Origin of the sequence: Paraburkholderia sp. GAS38, from assembly GCF_050434965.1 — a bacterium.
Taxonomy (GTDB): domain Bacteria; phylum Pseudomonadota; class Gammaproteobacteria; order Burkholderiales; family Burkholderiaceae; genus Paraburkholderia; species Paraburkholderia phenazinium_A.
Map to the genome: position 1 here is coordinate 61,351 of NZ_JBNDJO010000023.1, position 16,330 is coordinate 77,680.

Consider the following 16,330-nt stretch of genomic DNA (forward strand, 5'->3'; position numbering starts at 1 on the left):
TGTTGTCCACGCTGCTAACGTGGCCGAAGACCGAACCAACGGCTACACCCTGGTTCTGGCTACGCCTGTTTGTTTTCCCCGCGCTGGCATGGTGCGTGGTGTTCGGGTTGCGCAAGCACCTCTACGACGACGAATTGGAGCGGCTGAAAGCCGAAGATGCGGTGCGGGAAGAGGATCGCGCGAAGGCGATTCGCTTTGCCAGCGAACCCCTTGCCGTGCTTGGCCATGCATACCTCTGTGCGATGGGCAGTGTCGATGCAGCAAGGCAACTTTCCCAAGGCAACACCTTACTGAAAGCGCGTCAGTTTTTACCAGTTGGACTAGCAGCGCAATCGTCGAAAGAGCCCATGACCATTCGCGTCACCTCGCTGGATGGGCTTGCGGGCAAGACACGCGTTGAGCGTTGCCGGTCGGCCTTTGAAAGGTTGTTGAAGCTGATCGATGAGTCTGTGTCGACGGTTCCGAGCCACGTTCCGCTCGATGTCCGTTTGCAGTTGCCAGGCGACATGGACGCAAACATGCTGCTGGTTCTATGGCGGGTGTGCTGGCAAGAACAGGGTCTACGCGCGGCGAGAGCCCGGCTCGTTGAAAATGGGCGCGGTCTGATGACGCTTGACGAATGGCTGGATGTCTGGGGAGGACCTGAGTTGGAGAGGGTCGCGCTGTTTGTCTCCCTACAGTTGCACGATACGCCACCTCACAATAGCGCGGAAGCAGGCGTTGCCTTGTTGCTCGGCTGGGCACCGCTGGCCCAGCGATGCGGTTTGGCGCCTATCGCCATGCTTCATCGACCGGTGGAGGTCATTTCGACCTCGCTCGAAGACGCACTTGGCACATCGTTGCTTTGGGGCAATGTGACGGCACCTGATATCAATGATCTATGGCAAACCGGATTGGAAAAATCCGATAAATCTGCACTACTGAAAGGTACGCCGAATCCGTTGCTTGGCCTCGCGCGAAAAGAAGACCTGTCCGGCGTACACGATATAGATTTGGCGCTTGGCCATGCTGGCGCAGCAGCAGGATGGCTAGCTACAGCGATGGCGATCGAAAATGCATCAACGCACGGCGAGCCGCAATTGATCGCGTGGCGAGAAGGGACCCTCCGTTTCTCCGTCGCTCAGCCCGCCACACAAAAAAGCACGTCGGAAACAAGAGCATGAGTAAACGAAACATTCCGGGGTACTCGATAGCCGTAGTCGCGACTACGCTTATCGTGGCGGTCCTCGCATACTTCCGGGGAAATCGCTTCGATCCTTCACCTTATTGGCGCATCACCGTTGTATTGCTTATCGGTGTTGTGATGCTACTGGCGCGCGGGCACCTTTCAGGCTTGTGGAGATTCATCACTCGAACCGCACCCGACCGGAAGAAGGGGCTGTACGAGCGTGATCCGGCTGCAAGAGAGGGTTCCGCCGGCACAGACGACATCGAACTCGCGGCATTGCACGGCGGGCGATTGAGAGAGTCCCTAAGAGAGCGTCATGGATGGCGTTGGCGCTACCGCAGCCGATGGCTTCTGGTCGTCGGTGACGAAGCGCTGGTGAAGCGATTCGCCCCAAGACTCGCCGAGTCTCGATATAGAATTACTGACGACGTTGTCTTGCTGTATGCGAAGCAGACGAACGACCGACTCGACACGGCGTGGCTCGATCAAATCCGGCGTCTGCGACGAAGAAAACCCGTGGACGCGGTTGTGGCGGTCGTGCAGTCGAGCGCTTCCGGCAGACCGCCGTTCGACGCGGGAGATACCGCGAGACAACTGGCGCGCCACTCCCGTGCATTGCGTTGGGCCGCACCTGCTTACGTGTTGAACGCGACAGAATTCGACAGCGACATTTCGGTGCTGGACGAAACTATCGGTCGCGTGTGGACCGGTCGGGTCGATCTGGCCGACGTCGATCGGTCTTTAAGCGAGCTTTCCTGTGAATTAGCTGACGAGGGTGTGATTCGACTCGCGAAGGACCAATCTGACCGCTATGCGGCAGAACTTTCGCACTACATCGTTCGGTACGGCGAAGCCCTTGTGGGTTTTCTGAGGCAGATTGGCGAGTCGCCGATGTGGCGAAACCCGGTGTATGGCGTCTTGTTTGCTCCGCTGCTCAAGGAATATGAACGGGGAGCCATTAGGTTGCCCTCTGGAAACGGCGGCCCAAATCGCGAAGAGGGCCAAGGGAATGAGGGGTTAGCCATTGTGCGAGGGGCATGGCAAACCGTTGCCACGCACAGTCGGCGTACCTATGGCCGTCGCGTTGGCCTCTCGTTCTCGACATCCGCCGCCTGGATCGCCACCGCTCTAGTAAGCTTGTGGATCACCGGAACCCTTCTTTCGGGCTTCACCAACCGATCGACCATGCAGACGGCCGCTGAAACAACTGCGGACCTCTCAACCGTCCAGGACCCCACCCAGGCCGCCCAAACACTCAACACCCTGCAAAAGCAGCTCGATACCCTCGAATTCCGCCAACACGACGGCGCCCCTTGGTACACGCGTTTCGGCCTGAACCGCGACGCAGAGCTATTAGCCGCGCTATGGCCGAGCTACGAAAGCGGAGCAAGCCGCATCATCGTCGCACCCATCCGCTTAAAGCTCGAAGAGCGCCTACGCCAGCTCGCATCCTTGTCGGACGAAGAGATCGCAAGCGGCGGCGACGCGCAGATCAAGTCGGCATACGCGACGCTCAAGGCGTATCTGACGCTTGCGAAGCCCGAACACGCCGACGCGAAGTTCCTCACACCTGAACTGACCGACTCCGGCGCCCCCACACGCCCGCTCCGTTCAACCCTGAGCAACGGCGCCTGGGAAGACTTGCGCCGGCATCTGATCACGTTCTACGCAAACCACCTTGGACAACACGTGAGCGCGGACGGCTCATCGCTCGCGATCATCCCTGACGCGGAACTGGTGAGCGCTACACGCCAGACTGTGATCGGCGTGAGAGGCATCCAGAACTCAACAGACGTGATCTACCAGCAGATCCTGGATGACGCAAAGCCCAAGTACCCCCCTGTATCGCTAGCGACACTGCTCGGCGATACAAGCAGCCGCGGCCTGTTCAACACGACAGCAACGGTGCCCGGCGTCTTCACCCGTGCCGCGTGGGACGAGCGCATCTCGAAGGCAATCGACGACGCCAGCGAGCAGCGCAATGTGACAGGCGACTGGGTACTCTCGGACACCCGAACGACCACGGCGCCAACAGCATCGCTGAAAGCAGAACTACGGCAACGCTATTTCGACGATTACGCCCGCGAGTGGGAGCAGTTCCTCAACAGCTTGAGATGGCAGCCGGCAGCCACGCTTTCAGGCACAGTGGACCAGCTAACCGTGCTCGCCGACCCACAACGCTCGCCACTCGCGGCGCTGATGAACGTAGTCGTATATCAGGCCGGTACGGGCGTGGTTGCACAGTCGCTATCCGATTCGTTGCTTAACAAGGCGCAGCAACTGGTAGGCACAAACGAAAAGGACCCGTTAAAAAAGGCCCAGTCCAAGTCACAAAACGCCGCCCCGCTCGCCGTCGCATTCGGCCCACTGTTGCGCCTCGCCGGCAGCGATCTGGTCGGTCCTGGCAACACCCCCGCCAATGGCAACGCCTCCGCGCAAATGACCATGACGGGCGACCTGAGCGTGCCGCGCTACATGGAGCGTGTCACCGCAATGCGCCTGAAGCTACAGCAGATCATGATGGGCAGTGATCCTGATGCAATGTCGCGCGCCGCGGCGCAATCGGTTCTGCAGGGCAAGACCTCGGACATCGCCGATAGCCGCGACTACGCCAGCCGTGTGTCTGCGAGCCTGGGCGAACAGTGGGCGGGCTTCGGCGATCTCTTCGAAGCACCGCTCGACCAGACCTGGCAGGTTGTCCTGCAACCGGCGGCATCGAGCCTGAATGACACGTGGCGCACCTCGATCGTCGCCGATTGGGACAAAACCTTCGGCGGCCGCTATCCGTTCGCCGATTCGGATAACGATGCCTCATTACCCGAAATGGCGCGTTTCATGCGACTGGACAATGGCGTGATTGCCCAGTTCGTGACGACGCAACTCGCGGGCATCGTCGAGCGGCAAGGCGACCGTTGGGTGCCGGCACAAGGCGCGAACCACAACGCACTCAGCGTCGATCCGGCGTTCCTCGCCGGGTTGAACAGGCTCATGCGCGTTTCGACTGTGCTCTTCCCATCCGGTGACGCACACGTGCGCTACGAGCTTCGCGCCGTGCCGACACCCGGCGTCATCGACATGAAGTTTGTCCTGTCTGGCCGCGAACTGCACTACTTCAACCAGAAGGAGGAGTGGACGCCGTTTGTGTGGCCGGGCGATACGCTTGAGAATCTCACGCACATCGAGTGGCAGACCGAACAGGGTGGATTGCGCTCGGCGCTCGACATGCAGGGACGCTTCGGTTTCATCCGGCTGCTCGAACGTGCGAAGGTGACGCCAGAGGACAGTGCGCGGTATCTGCTGACCTGGATGCCGGATACCGCAAGAGAGCCCACCCATTCGGCCGGCAGTACGTCCGCGACGCCGGAAGATGACGGCGAGGGTCCGCTGGAAGGTACTCCTCTCGCTGATAGTCGATCAGGCGGTTCAGTCAAGGTTAAAGCGGACAACGCGTCACCGTCCAGCGTGACAGCGCCGCATACATCGCCGGAATCCGGTATCGGGACACCGTTGCGTGTGCAACTGCGTAGCGAAGCGGGCGCGGGCCCGCTTGACGTGCTCGTCTTGCGCAATTTCACCCTACCGGGACGCATCTTCGTGACGGCCTCGGCGAAAGGGACTCAGAAGCCCGCGCGGGTAGGTCCACCGCCGTTGCCGCCCTCGGCGGTCGCGGCGGCCAAACACGCCGCCGTGCCGCTGCCGCATGGTGCGCTGCCGGAGTTTGAGTAAATGCTATCCGGACTCCTCAAAAGGCTGTTCCCATCGCAAGACCTGGAGCAGCGGGTACGCGAGCGCCTCGACACATGGGGACCATGGCTAGCCCCTTTGCAAGACGCGTTGGCTCCGCTTGGCGCACCCCAAAACAACGTCCTCAGCAGCGCCCCCCAAGAGGACTCGCTTCGCAGCGTAGGTCGAGACCCCGGCTACGAGGACGCCTTCTTCGCGCTAAAAGACGAGGTCACCAAACTCTCGAACATCGACGATGCACTGATCGTGCGCTCCTGCGAGCAACTGCTCAAGGAGGTCGGCAAAGACCTGCGTGTAGCGGGCTACTACGCATTCGCCAGGCTGCGCCAGGACGGCCCGGCGGGTTTCGCAGACGGCCTCGAATTGACCGCGGCGCTAGTCGACCGCTTCGGCATCTCACTGCTCCCCGCGCGTGCCGAAGCCAAGAAAGGCGCACTCGAATGGCTAGCGGCCACCCGCATGGTGGATCTACTAGCGAGCCACCACGAGTTCGCACCGGCCGATCTCGAACGTGCGATCGCGGCGCTCGATCTGCTCGTCACGCGCACCGGCGAGTGGCCCGAGGCCGCGCGCCCGAACCTGCAGCCGCTGGTGGCCCGCTTCGAACGCCACGACGAACCGCCACGCAGTGCCGAGTCCGGCACCGGCACAGCATCGCGCGCCACACCCGATTCAACGGCAGTTCCAGGCACCGTCTCCTCCACGCGAGACCTGCTCGAACAGACGCGTACGATGGCGAGCTACCTGCGCGATCAGGAAAACGGCTACCTGCCGTCGGCGCGGCTCGTGCGCACCGTACGCTGGGACACGCTGCACGAGGTTCCACCGGCGGACGGCCAGTCGCGCACCCGCCTCGTGCCGCCACGCAGCGAACTGCGTCAGCAGATGAAACGGCTGGTGCTGCAGAAGCAATGGCACGAGCTGCTCGAACGCGTCGAAGGGGCGTTCATGGAAGGCGTCAATCACCTGTGGTTCGACCTGCAGTACTTCCAGCATGTGGCGCTCGATCACGTCGGCACGCCGTACAACACCTGGCGCGAACTGCTGCGGGCCGACTTCGCACTCTTCCTGGAACGTCTGCCCGGCATCGAACGGCTCGCGTTCAACGACGGTACGCCGTTTTCCGACGACGCCACGCTCGAGTGGATCGCGCGCCACGCGGTCGTGCGCGACCTCGAAGCCGGCGAGACGGTTGCGCCGCTGCCGGTGTCGGCGGACAACGAAGACGGCGCCGCCGGCGACTGGCCCGAGATCGAGGCGCAGGCGCGGGACATCGTCGCAAGCCAGAGCCTCGAAGCGGCCTTCGCATGGCTCGAAATGCTGCCCGGTCTCCGAACCGAACGCCAGCGCTACCTGCAACGCCTCGTGATGGCGCGTCTCGCCGATCACGCTGGCCGCATGGATACCGCGCTGCCGCTCCTTGCCGAACTCGACGCCGCCGCGCAAACGGTGCCGCTCGTGCGCTGGGAACCTGCGCTCGCCTTCGAGGTGAAACATCAGTTGCTCAAGGCGCTGACGTCGATGGGCAACCGCAAGGATGCGGACAAGCCGGCGCTGGGCCGCCGTATCGAACAACTGCGGGGCGAGCTGACCGTGCTTGATCCCGCACGCATGCTGACCCTGTCATAAGAACATTCCATGGACCACGACGATCCGATCCTGCGGTACTACGAAGCCGAGATGCGCTACCTGCGTGAAGCCGGCAAGGAATTCGCGAAAGCGCATCCCGACCGCGCTCGCATGCTCAATCTTGATCGCGTCGGCGATCGCGATCCGTACGTCGAGCGGTTGTACGAGGGTTTCGCGTTCCTGACGGGGCGTCTGCAACAGAAGCTCGATGACGAACTGCCCGAGTTGACCGAAGGGCTGGTGAGCCTGTTGTGGCCACACTACCTGCGCATGATTCCGTCGCTATCGGTGGTCGAACTGATGCCGCTCGACGAAAAACTGCAGAAGACGGAAACCGTTCCTGCCGGCGTGCCGGTACGCTCAGCGCCCATTCCCACACCGGTCGCCTCCGGTGCGCAAGGCACAACGCCAAAAACCGTGCAGTGCGTCTATCGCACTACGCAGTCGGTCGCGCTGCAGCCTTTGAGACTTGCCGAGGCGGGTCCCACGGTGCGCCACGACGGCCGCTCGCTCATTCGCCTGCGTTTCCTGATCGACGACTCGGCACGCCGTGAGGCAACCGATCTGTCGCGACTGCGTCTCTACCTGAACGCGGATCTGCCGACCGCGTTCGCGATGCACCTCGCGCTGACGCGCCAGGTGGATTCGGTCGCCTGGCGCATTCCCGAGGTGCGCGATGGCGAGGCCGTGCCGCTCGCGAGCGTGTACCTCGAACCGGCGGGCTTTACGACGGAAGAACGTCTCTGGCCAAAAGCGGAGGCCGCATTCTCCGGCTATCAACTGCTGCTCGAATATTTCACGTTTCGCGAGAAGTTTCTCTTCGTCGATCTGTGCGGTCTGGACGTCGCGAAACTGCCGGCGCAAGCAACGAGCTTCGAGATCGAGGTCCTGCTGACGCATCGTTATCCCGCCGACCAGCGCTTCACAACCGACAACGTGCGGCTTTACTGCACGCCCGTGATCAATCTGTTCACGCTCGATGCAGAGTCGATCCCGGTCGACCATCACGAAACGGAATACCGCGTCGTGCCTGCCGGCCATCAGGGTGAACACGTCGAAACCTACTCGGTGGACGCGGTCGAATCGTTCGACCATGAGAGCGCGGAGCGCTACGAGTATGTGCCGTTCGCCACGTTCCGGCATCGCGGCGGCATGCTGCGGCACGAGGCGCCTGAACGGTATTTCCACACCCGGGTGCGTCCGGGCGTCACCGGTCTGCACGACACGTGGATCATCCTCGGCGGCCACGCGTGGGAAACCATGGAGGATCTGCCGGAGGAAAGCCTGTCGCTGCGCGTGACGGGCACGAACGGCATGCTGCCGCGAAAGGGGCTGCGCGAAGCGAGCATCGACGAACTGGGCGAAAGCACGCCGAACGTTGCCGGCGTGCGCAATCTGGCGGCGCCCACACTGCCGCTCTATCCGCCCACCGGCGACCGCTTCCAGTGGCGGGTGCTATCGCACCTCGCGCCGAACTTCCTGTCGATGATGGACGCCGAAGTGCTGCGCGGTGCATTGGCGCTTTACGACTGGAGCGATGACGAACTGAACCGCCGGCGCCTCGCGGGCATCCTGCATGTGTCGGAAGAACTGCTTGAGGAGGTGTCCGGTGGTTCGGTGGAGCGGGGCGTGCTGATCGAAGTGACGCTCGATTCTCACGCGTTTGCCGGTGAAGGCGACGTGATGCTGTTCGGTGAACTGTTGCACCGGTTTTTCGCGCTGTACGCGGAAATCAACCTGTTCACGAAGCTCGCGATTGTGAGCCTGCCCTCCCAGCAACGTACCGCATGGCCGCGCAGCAAGGCGCTGCGTTCCCCCTTATGAATCCATGCGACCTGCCGAATCTTGAACCGCTCGTTGCCTCGCTGCTGGCGCGCGCGCCGACGATGGGCTTCATGCAGTTGTGCCAGTTGCTCGAAGTGCGCGTACCGGATCATCCCGGCTTCGGTGAGTGCGACACGCTGGAGCATGAGCCGGTGCGATTCCGTCCGCGTCCGCGCCTCGGCTTTCCCGCGGGTGAAGTGTCGTCGGTCGAGTTGGATGACGGCTCCGGCGCATTCGGGTCCAACGCGGCGCCGGCAATCCGCACGACATTCATGGGTCTCTACGGCGTGGATGCCGCGATGCCTTCGCACATGATCGACGACATCGCGCTGCGCGAGGAGGGGCATGAAGCGCTCGAAGCCTTTCTCGACCAGTTCAATCACCGCATCGTGACGCTGCTGTATCGCGCATGGAAGAAGTACCGTTATCCGATCGGTTTCCGGCCCGGCGGTACCGATGGGCATTCCCGCAAGCTGTTGAGTCTCGCCGGTTTCGGCTGGGGGGAGAAGCCGGCGCGGGCGGGGCTGCCGGATTCGCGTGTCCTTGCGCTACTGGGTTTGCTGATCCAGCGCACTCGCACGCCCGAAGGTCTTGCCGGTGTCGTCGCGCTGGCGGTGCCTGGCGTCGAGGTGCGTGTCGACGAGTTCTATCCGACGCTAAAGGGCGCGGGCGCACCTAAGCCGCTGACGTCGACCGGCAGCGCGAGGCATGCGCCGCAGGAGGACGGCAAACGCCGCGGTCTTGCAGGCGGCTATGTGCTGGGAAGTCGCATCGAGTATCGCAGTCGCGCCGCACGCGTGACCTTGCGGCCGGCGAGCGCCGAACAGGCGCACAACCTGTTGCCCGGCGCGTGGCTGCACCGTGAGCTGATGGCCTTCATCCGCCTGTACGTCGGCACGAAGGCGGATGTGTTTCTGCGCATGGAAGTGTCGTCGAAGCACGTGCCGGCGCCCAGGCTCGGTGCAACGTTGCCGGCGTCGCCTGAGCGCGCTGGACCGGCGCCGCGCCTGTCGTGGACCACGGTGCTGCCCTCGGACGACGAGCGCCTCATCACGATCCCGCTCGGCGCCTACGAAGTATTTCCTGCGCCGGGGCTCAACCCGTTCCTCGCGACGCTTGCCTGATTCCGGAGTTTCCATGCCTATCCGTTCAACAGCGCCCCTTCTCGCAGCCAGCTTGCTGCTGTCCGCTTGCGGCGCCTGGCAGTCCGTCTCGAACACGAGCTCGAGCGCGTATCACGCGGTGTTCTTCAAACAGGTCAAGCTGCTCAACGTCGACCTGACCGCTCGCGCGTCGCTCAATCCCGACGAGGCGCAACGCTCGACGTCGGTCGCGGTGCGCGTGTACCAGCTCAAGGACCGCAAGTTATTCGATAGCGCGTCGTACGACGATCTGCTGAAGCACGACAAGACCGTGCTTGCGCAGGATCTGCAGGCGAGTATCGCGACTGTCGTCAACCCCGGCGGTTCTGCAAGCATGTCGCAACCGATGCAGGCCGACACGGAATACGTGGCCGTTGTCGCGTTCTACCGCGACCCGGATTCGAATGGCGCGTGGCGCCGCGTCGTCGCGAAGAAAAAGCTCTCCGCCGATGCACCGCTCAAGCTGGAACTTGTCGCCAACAGACTGGCGAGTCCCGGCGACACGCCCGGCGTGAGGAGCGATCAATGACGCACACTTGTGCCGCACGCTGCGGCAAGGTGTTGCCGCATCAAGCGCCTTAACCAAAGACGCTCATGAGATAAAAAAAAGCCCGCACAGCGCGGGCTCAAAGTACTCGGAGTTTCGCAATCAAGTCGCATCGCGAGCCGCGATCCTATCGCTCGATTGTGAAAGGGCCGTGAAAGCTCATAAATCGAAGAATACGGTTTCCTGCTCGCCTTGCATGCGGATATCGAACCGGTACACCGTTTTGCTGGTGCCAGGCTCGCGTCGTGCGATCAGCGTGGCGCGGCGCTCCGCGGGCACGGTAGCCAGCACCGGATCGCTGTCGTTCGCAGCGGCTTCGTCGTCGAAGTAGATTCGCGTGAAGGTATGCAGCAACATGCCGCGCATCGTCAGGATCACATTCAGATGCGGCGCTTCGTTCGCTGAAGCACGCCCCGGCTTCACGGTCTCGACAATGAACCGCTTCTGCGCATCGGTCCCGGTGCCGACCCGTGCAAAGCCACGAAAGCCGCTGGCCTCCACTTCCGCCCGCGAAGCCGGATAGCGCCCCTCGCTATCCACTTGCGACACCTCGAGCATCGCATCGCCCACCACCTTGCCGTCGCCATCGAACACCTGGCCGACAATCGTGATGTGCTGGCCGGCCGCTTCGTAGTCCGCAACTGCGGTCGTAAAGAGACTCTTGAAATCGAAGTTGTACTGCTCGGGACACAGGCCATACGCAAAGTACGGTCCAACTGTTTGCGAAGGCGTTTGTTTGAGTGCGGTCATGGCTTAGCGCTCCATCGGAGTTTCGTTCGGCCCGCGCAGCACGATGTCGAAATCGTAGCCGAGTGCGTAGGCTTCCTGGGTCGTATCCAGCGAGAAACGCGACACGAGGCGCTCGCGCGCATGCTCGGGCGTGCCCTGGAAAATCGGATCGAAGGCCAGCAGCGGGTCGCCGGGGAAATACATTTGTGTCACGAGCCGCGAGCCGAAGTGATCGCCGAACAGCGAGAAGTGAATGTGATTGGGACGCCATGCATTCGGATGATTGCCCCACGGGTACGCGCCCGGCTTGATCGTCAGAAAGCGATAGCGGCCTTCGTTGTCGGTCAGGCAGCGTCCCGCACCGAGGAAGTTCGGATCCAGCGGCGCGTCGTGCTGGTCGGCCTTGTGCACGTAGCGGCCAGCGGCGTTGGCTTGCCAGATTTCAACCAGCGTATTGCGCACCGGACGGCCGCCTTCGTCGAGCACGCGGCCCGTCACGATGATGCGCTCGCCGAGCGGCTCGCCATTGCGGACGGCATTGCGCGTCAGGTCGTTATCGAGCGCGCCCAGGTCTTCGGCGCCGTACACCGGCACGCGCTGGTCGCGCAGCTTTTCCTTCAGCGGAATCAGCGGACGTGTCGGGCCGCGTTTCACGGACGAACCGTAGCCGGGATAGACGTAAGCGGGGTGCGATTCGAAGTCGCGCGGAGTGAGGATGGACTCGTCCATGCGGTGTCTCCTTGGATCAATTTTGGAATAGCGGGGATGGGAGGACTTTAGCCAATCCAAGAAGTTATGAAAAATGACGTTTTCTCGTGTTTCGTATAACCTCTCGTTATGCAACGAAGTCTCGCGGATAGCCGCGTCAAATTCCGTCATCTCCAATGTTTTCTGGCCGTCGCGCAGTTCGGCGGGGTTCAGAAGGCGGCGGCGAGCTTGTCCATTACGCAGCCGGCCGTCTCGAAGACGGTCGCCGAGCTGGAGGCCATTCTCGGCGTCAGGCTGTTCGAGCGCGGCCGCCACGGGGCGGTGACCACGCGCGAGGGCCAGCTCTTCATGCCGCACGCCAGCGCCTGTGTCAGTGCGCTGCGGCAAGGCGTGGATCTGCTGGCACGGGCTGAGGGCGCGGCCTCGGCCACGCTGGAGATCGGCATTTTGCCCACCGTCGCGAGCGCGCTGGTGCCGCCCGTACTCAAGCTGTTCGCCGCCCAATGGCCGCGCGTAATCGTGCGTCTTGCTACGGGCGCGAACCCGGAACTGCTGGAGCGGCTGAAGGCGGGCAGCATCGAATTCGCCGTGGGGCGTCTGGCCGACCCCGAGCGCATGGTTGGACTCAGCTTCGAGCAACTGTTCAACGAGCCGCTGATTGCCGTGGTGCGCGCCGGGCATCCGCTGGCGGCGAGCGCGGGGTTGCCCGCCGCCTTGCTCGAAGGCTTTACGGTGGTCGTGCCGCCGTTCGGCACGCTGATCCGGCAGTCGGCGGACAGTCTGCTGGCGGCGTGGGGCGTGCCGCCGCTCTCGGCCTTCGTCGAAGTGCTTTCGGTGTCGACCGGCCGGGCGCTGGCGCTTGAGAACGACGCGGTCTGGTTCGTGCCGCAAAGTGCAGTCGAATATGAGTTGGCGCACGGCATGCTGGTGCGTCTGCCGCTGCCGTTCGCGGGGACTGACGAGCCGGTCGGCCTGATCCGGCGCTCGGATACGCAGCCGTCGCCGGTGGGCCTGGCGTTGATCGACGCGCTGCGCACGGTCGCCCGGCAACGCATGGCCGCCGCCGCTGCGGCCGCCATGCCGCCGGCCAAGGCCACGAGGCGCCGCCGCAAGCCGCGCTGAAGCGAATCGAGGCCGCGTCTTCGCAGGGGAAGACGGCGCGAGATGGTGAACCATCTAGTACAAAATGCAGTTGCGGGCGGCCCCGTCCCCGGTGTACAAACACGGTGCGAAAGTTATCGCCAGTTCACGCACCGCGTAGCATCCATAAGATGCCGCCACGTTGCGCAATTGCGCTGGCCTGCATACAACATCAGGAAGAGCGTCGGAACGTATGATCAAGGAGAATGCCATGCCCAGCGACCTGCCCACCCCGAGCGCTGCCCTGCGCGCCGTATCGGACCCGGAGCACAATCCGCTTGGCACCGCTGGCGTCGAGTTCGTGGAGTTCGCCGCGCGCGATCCGCGCGGACTCGGGCAAACCTTCGAGCAACTCGGCTTCAAAGCCATTGCACGCCATATCAGCAAGGACGTCACGCTGTACCGTCAAGGCGAGATGAATTTTCTGCTCAACGCCGAGCCGGATTCGTTCGCCGCACGCTACGCGGAGGAATACGGCGTGGGCATCTGCGCGGTGGGTCTCCGCGTGGCGGATGCCCCGCGTGCCTTCGATCGTGCGATCGAACTCGGCGCATGGGCCTTCGAAGGGGAAAAGATCGGCAAAGGCGAGCTGGTGATTCCGGCGATTCAGGGCATCGGCGATTCGCACATTTACTTCGTCGACCGTTGGCGCGGCCGCGGCGGTTTGCGCGGCGGTGTGGGCGACATCTCGATCTTCGATATCGACTTCCGGCCTATCGAAATCGATACGGCGCAGGCCGACCTGAGCCATGCGGGCACCGGCCTGGTGGCGATCGATCATCTGACGCAAACCGTCGGCGCGGGCCGCATGCAGGAATGGCTCGATTTCTATCGCGACCTGCTGAACTTCCGCGAGATTCACGAGCTGCATGCCAACTGGCACGTCTCCGCCGAATCGCGCGTGATGGTGTCGCCGTGCGGCGCGATCCGTATTCCGCTGTATGAGGAAGGCACGCGCCGCACGAGCCTGATGCACGAGTATTTGCCGGATCATCCGGGTGAGGGCGTGCAGCATATTGCCCTCGCCACCGGCGATATCTTCGGCTGCGTCGAGCAACTGATGGCGAACGGGATCGAGCTCGTCGAGCCGCCGCCGCGCTATTACGATCAGATCGACGCGCGGCTGCCGGGCCATGGCCTCGATATCGAGCGGCTCAAGCGTGGCCGGATCCTGGTGGACGGCGAGATTGGTGCAGACGGTGTGCCGCTGCTGTTTTTTCAGACCTTTGTGCGGCGCCGCGCCGGCGAGATCTTCTTCGAGATCGTGCAGCGCAAGGGACACCATGGTTTCGGCGAGGGCAATTTAAGCGCGCTGGCGCAGGCGCGTTGATCGTGAGCTGGTGTGCTCGCGGGAAAGCCGGGGGAGAGGGGCAAAGTCTGGGCGACCGCCCAGGCCGCCTGGAAGACCGAAGGGCAAACGTCCCCTCACGCCTCATCCATCTCACTGGCCAGCCCCGGGTTCGCCGCCCCATAGGCCGCCGCCTGCCCCAGCAGCCATTCGCGGAAGCTCGCGAGCGGCCTGCCGTGGCTGAGCTCGGTGGGGTACACGAGGTAGTAAGCCGCTTCGGCAAGCGCCGGCGCATCGAAGGGGACAACGAGTCCTAGCCGCTCCAACTGCGCATCCACGAAGAAACGCGGCACCAGCGCGATACCCAGACCCGCAGCCGCGCCGCTGATCAGCATCGTATGCAATTCGTAGCGCACGCCCTGCATCGCGCGGTTGTCGTCCACACCCAGCTTCTCGAACCAGTTGGCCCAGCCGTCCGGGCGCGTCGTCGAATGCAGCAGCGGGTAGTCGAGCAGATCGGCCGGCGTCGTGATCGACCGTGTCAGCAGACTCGCCGCGCAGACCGGAACGACGTCCTCGCGGAACAGAAAATCGGCGGACGTGCCGGGCCAGGTAGGCTTGCCATAGTGAATCGCCGCTTCGAAATGGGTCTCCGCGAACGGAAACGTGCCGGTGCGCACACCCATGTTCACGCGCACGTCCGGGTAGTGCGCGTTGAAGTCGCCCATCCGCGGAATCAGCCAGTGCGACGCAAAGGTAGGCAGTGCGGCCAGTTCCAGATAGCCGCCGCCGCTGCCGTGCGCGATGATCGACAGCGTGTCGCGGTCCAACCCCTCCAACGCACGCCGCACCTGCACGCCGTAGACCTTGCCGGCCTTGGTGAGGACCACGCGCTGCTTGACCCGCACGAACAGGCGCACGCCGAGATTGCTCTCCAGCGTATTGATCTGGCGGGACACCGCGCTTTCGGTCAGGAAGAGCTCGCGCGCCGCGTGAGTGAAACTCTCATGCCGGGCCGCCGCTTCGAAAGCGAGCAGCGCGCCCATGTTGGGGATCTTGAACTTTCGCACGTTGATTCCGAAAACGCATCAAGTCTGAATTTTATCTCGCTTTACGGAAGGGCCGCGGATTTGAATAATCTCGCATCAAACGATGCCGTGCGTGCGTCCCGTCCCGACATGACGCTGCGCCGGCGGCCCCCCAATTCCGCGCGGACTTGCCCCAGCCCGCCCTCCTGAGAAAAACCATGCAGAACCTGCGCACCGTGCGAAATGCGAATGTCGAACAACTGTTGTTCAAACTGATTGGCGCCGAAAAGACCGCAACGTTGTTCAAGACGCTGAATCATCCGCAAGTGCTCAACGAATGGGAACCCGGTGTCGTCACCCGTGCCGAACTCGCGCAGGCAATGAACATGGTGTTGTTCGAAGACCTGCTGGCGCGCTCGGCGAATGGCCGCGCTTACACGCAGGACGCGCTGGCCGCGGGCGGCAGCGTGTACTTCGATCACGGCGCGCTGCGCACGGTACGTTGGGCGCACAGCGGCGCGCTGCCGCCGGGCGAAGCTGCGTTTGCGCGCATCCTGCGACCGCTTGGCTTTAGCATCAACGGCCGTTATCCGCTGGACCGTCTCGGCATGACGGGCCGTGCCTGGGCGCATGACGATGCGCCCGATGAAATCTCCCAGTTCTTCGTGAGCGAACTGCATCCCGAGCGTTTCTCGGCTGAGTTTCAGCAGGCGGTGAGCCACGTGATCGGCACGTCGCGCGATCCGTTGACGCCGGCCGCCACCGCGCAACTGTGGGAGCTCGAACGTGAGGGCGTGCTGCCGCTCGACGCGGCGCATGCATTGCTGCCGGTGATCGTCAGTGCGTTTGCGCGGCAGCATGAGATTCCCCGCGAGGCGGATTACGAAGTATTGTTGAAGGAGTCGGCGGAAATGGCGTGGATCGCCACCGAAGGCAACGCCTTTAACCATGCGACGGATCGCGTCGCGGACGTATTCCAGCTTTCCGATGACGAGAAAGCCAAGGGCCGTCCGATGAAACCGGAAGTCGAGCGTTCGCGTTCGGGCCGGGTGTTCCAGACCGCGTATCGCGCGGACATCGTCAAGCGCGAGTTTCGCGCGGCCGATGGCAGCACGGTGACGCGTGACGTACCGGGCTCGTTCTATGAGTTCATTACCCGCAAGCGCACGTTCGATCAGGACACACGCCGCTGGGAAACCGATCTGCGTTTCGACGCCGGCAATGCCCAGGGGATCTTCAAGATGACCGCGGGCCAGGCGGCTTGAGCGTGACGCAATCATTCACACGAGGTGCCGCCGAGGTGGAATCGTCAACCGATGAAGCGCGGTTCAAGGCCGCTGGGACACACTCCGTAGTGGAGTTGGGCGGCAGCGACGCACAAGA

General features: G+C 63.2%; 12 protein-coding genes. 9 read left to right on the forward strand and 3 right to left on the reverse strand.

The genetic code is table 11. The annotated features are described in order from the left end of the window. Positions 1 to 2: 2 nt before the first annotated feature. From P3T42_RS35435 to tssJ, 6 genes are read left to right on the forward strand one after another with little or no spacing between them, the layout of a single operon-like run. Complete coding sequence (locus tag P3T42_RS35435; protein WP_429308636.1) at positions 3 to 1,163, forward strand: hypothetical protein; 1,161 nt, start codon at positions 3 to 5, stop codon at positions 1,161 to 1,163. Further along, complete coding sequence (locus tag P3T42_RS35440; protein WP_429308637.1) at positions 1,160 to 4,894, forward strand: ImcF-related family protein; 3,735 nt, start codon at positions 1,160 to 1,162, stop codon at positions 4,892 to 4,894. The genes P3T42_RS35435 and P3T42_RS35440 overlap by 4 nt, the downstream gene beginning before the upstream one ends. After that, a complete protein-coding gene (gene tssA / locus P3T42_RS35445; RefSeq protein WP_429308638.1) occupies positions 4,895 to 6,541 on the forward strand; it encodes a type VI secretion system protein TssA in 1,647 nt (548 codons plus the stop codon). 9 nt (positions 6,542 to 6,550) lie between these two features. Next, on the forward strand, positions 6,551 to 8,365 hold the full coding sequence (gene tssF, locus P3T42_RS35450; RefSeq protein ID WP_429308639.1) for a type VI secretion system baseplate subunit TssF: 1,815 nt from the start codon (positions 6,551 to 6,553) through the stop codon (positions 8,363 to 8,365). Beyond that, complete coding sequence (tssG, locus tag P3T42_RS35455) at positions 8,362 to 9,489, forward strand: type VI secretion system baseplate subunit TssG (protein ID WP_429308640.1); 1,128 nt, start codon at positions 8,362 to 8,364, stop codon at positions 9,487 to 9,489. The genes tssF and tssG overlap by 4 nt, the downstream gene beginning before the upstream one ends. 13 nt (positions 9,490 to 9,502) lie before the next feature. After that, complete coding sequence (tssJ, locus tag P3T42_RS35460) at positions 9,503 to 10,036, forward strand: type VI secretion system lipoprotein TssJ (protein ID WP_429308641.1); 534 nt, start codon at positions 9,503 to 9,505, stop codon at positions 10,034 to 10,036. A 177-nt stretch (positions 10,037 to 10,213) separates the two neighbouring features. Here the strand turns inward: tssJ and pcaG are convergent, their stop codons facing one another. Together pcaG and pcaH are read right to left on the reverse strand one after the other, a co-directional pair. Further along, complete coding sequence (pcaG, locus tag P3T42_RS35465) at positions 10,214 to 10,804, reverse strand: protocatechuate 3,4-dioxygenase subunit alpha (protein WP_429308642.1); 591 nt, start codon at positions 10,802 to 10,804, stop codon at positions 10,214 to 10,216. A gap of 3 nt (positions 10,805 to 10,807) precedes the next feature. Continuing rightward, the gene (gene pcaH / locus P3T42_RS35470) at positions 10,808 to 11,512 is read right to left on the reverse strand and encodes a protocatechuate 3,4-dioxygenase subunit beta (protein WP_429308643.1); all 705 of its coding nucleotides are present in this window, start codon (positions 11,510 to 11,512) and stop codon (positions 10,808 to 10,810) included. A gap of 108 nt (positions 11,513 to 11,620) precedes the next feature. Here pcaH and pcaQ point away from each other — a divergent pair, with 108 nt between their 5' ends. Then, positions 11,621 to 12,613: a pca operon transcription factor PcaQ gene (pcaQ, locus tag P3T42_RS35475; RefSeq protein WP_074294250.1), complete on the forward strand. Its 993-nt coding sequence runs from the start codon at positions 11,621 to 11,623 to the stop codon at positions 12,611 to 12,613. A gap of 229 nt (positions 12,614 to 12,842) precedes the next feature. Then, positions 12,843 to 13,961 carry a 4-hydroxyphenylpyruvate dioxygenase family protein gene (locus P3T42_RS35480; RefSeq protein WP_429308644.1) on the forward strand — a complete coding sequence of 373 codons (1,119 nt, stop codon included), beginning with the start codon at positions 12,843 to 12,845 and terminating at the stop codon, positions 13,959 to 13,961. A gap of 95 nt (positions 13,962 to 14,056) precedes the next feature. Here the strand turns inward: P3T42_RS35480 and P3T42_RS35485 are convergent, their stop codons facing one another. Next, positions 14,057 to 14,989 (reverse strand): LysR family transcriptional regulator, encoded by a 933-nt coding sequence (locus P3T42_RS35485; RefSeq protein WP_171991588.1) that lies wholly within the window; start codon positions 14,987 to 14,989, stop codon positions 14,057 to 14,059. A gap of 194 nt (positions 14,990 to 15,183) precedes the next feature. Between P3T42_RS35485 and P3T42_RS35490 the strand changes: the two genes are divergently transcribed. Next, positions 15,184 to 16,212 carry a DUF1338 domain-containing protein gene (locus tag P3T42_RS35490; RefSeq protein ID WP_429308660.1) on the forward strand — a complete coding sequence of 343 codons (1,029 nt, stop codon included), beginning with the start codon at positions 15,184 to 15,186 and terminating at the stop codon, positions 16,210 to 16,212. Positions 16,213 to 16,330: the final 118 nt, after the last annotated feature.

Excerpts from the sequence above, each read along its gene's own strand:
- P3T42_RS35440 (WP_429308637.1), top strand. The coding sequence starts at position 1,160 with ATGAGTAAACGAAACATTCCGGGGTACTCGATAGCCGTAGTCGCGACT.
- tssA (WP_429308638.1), top strand. The coding sequence starts at position 4,895 with ATGCTATCCGGACTCCTCAAAAGGCTGTTCCCATCGCAAGACCTGGAG.
- tssF (WP_429308639.1), top strand. The coding sequence starts at position 6,551 with ATGGACCACGACGATCCGATCCTGCGGTACTACGAAGCCGAGATGCGC.
- tssG (WP_429308640.1), top strand. The coding sequence starts at position 8,362 with ATGAATCCATGCGACCTGCCGAATCTTGAACCGCTCGTTGCCTCGCTG.
- tssJ (WP_429308641.1), top strand. The coding sequence starts at position 9,503 with ATGCCTATCCGTTCAACAGCGCCCCTTCTCGCAGCCAGCTTGCTGCTG.
- pcaG (WP_429308642.1), bottom strand. The coding sequence starts at position 10,804 with ATGACCGCACTCAAACAAACGCCTTCGCAAACAGTTGGACCGTACTTT.
- pcaH (WP_429308643.1), bottom strand. The coding sequence starts at position 11,512 with ATGGACGAGTCCATCCTCACTCCGCGCGACTTCGAATCGCACCCCGCT.
- pcaQ (WP_074294250.1), top strand. The coding sequence starts at position 11,621 with ATGCAACGAAGTCTCGCGGATAGCCGCGTCAAATTCCGTCATCTCCAA.
- P3T42_RS35480 (WP_429308644.1), top strand. The coding sequence starts at position 12,843 with ATGCCCAGCGACCTGCCCACCCCGAGCGCTGCCCTGCGCGCCGTATCG.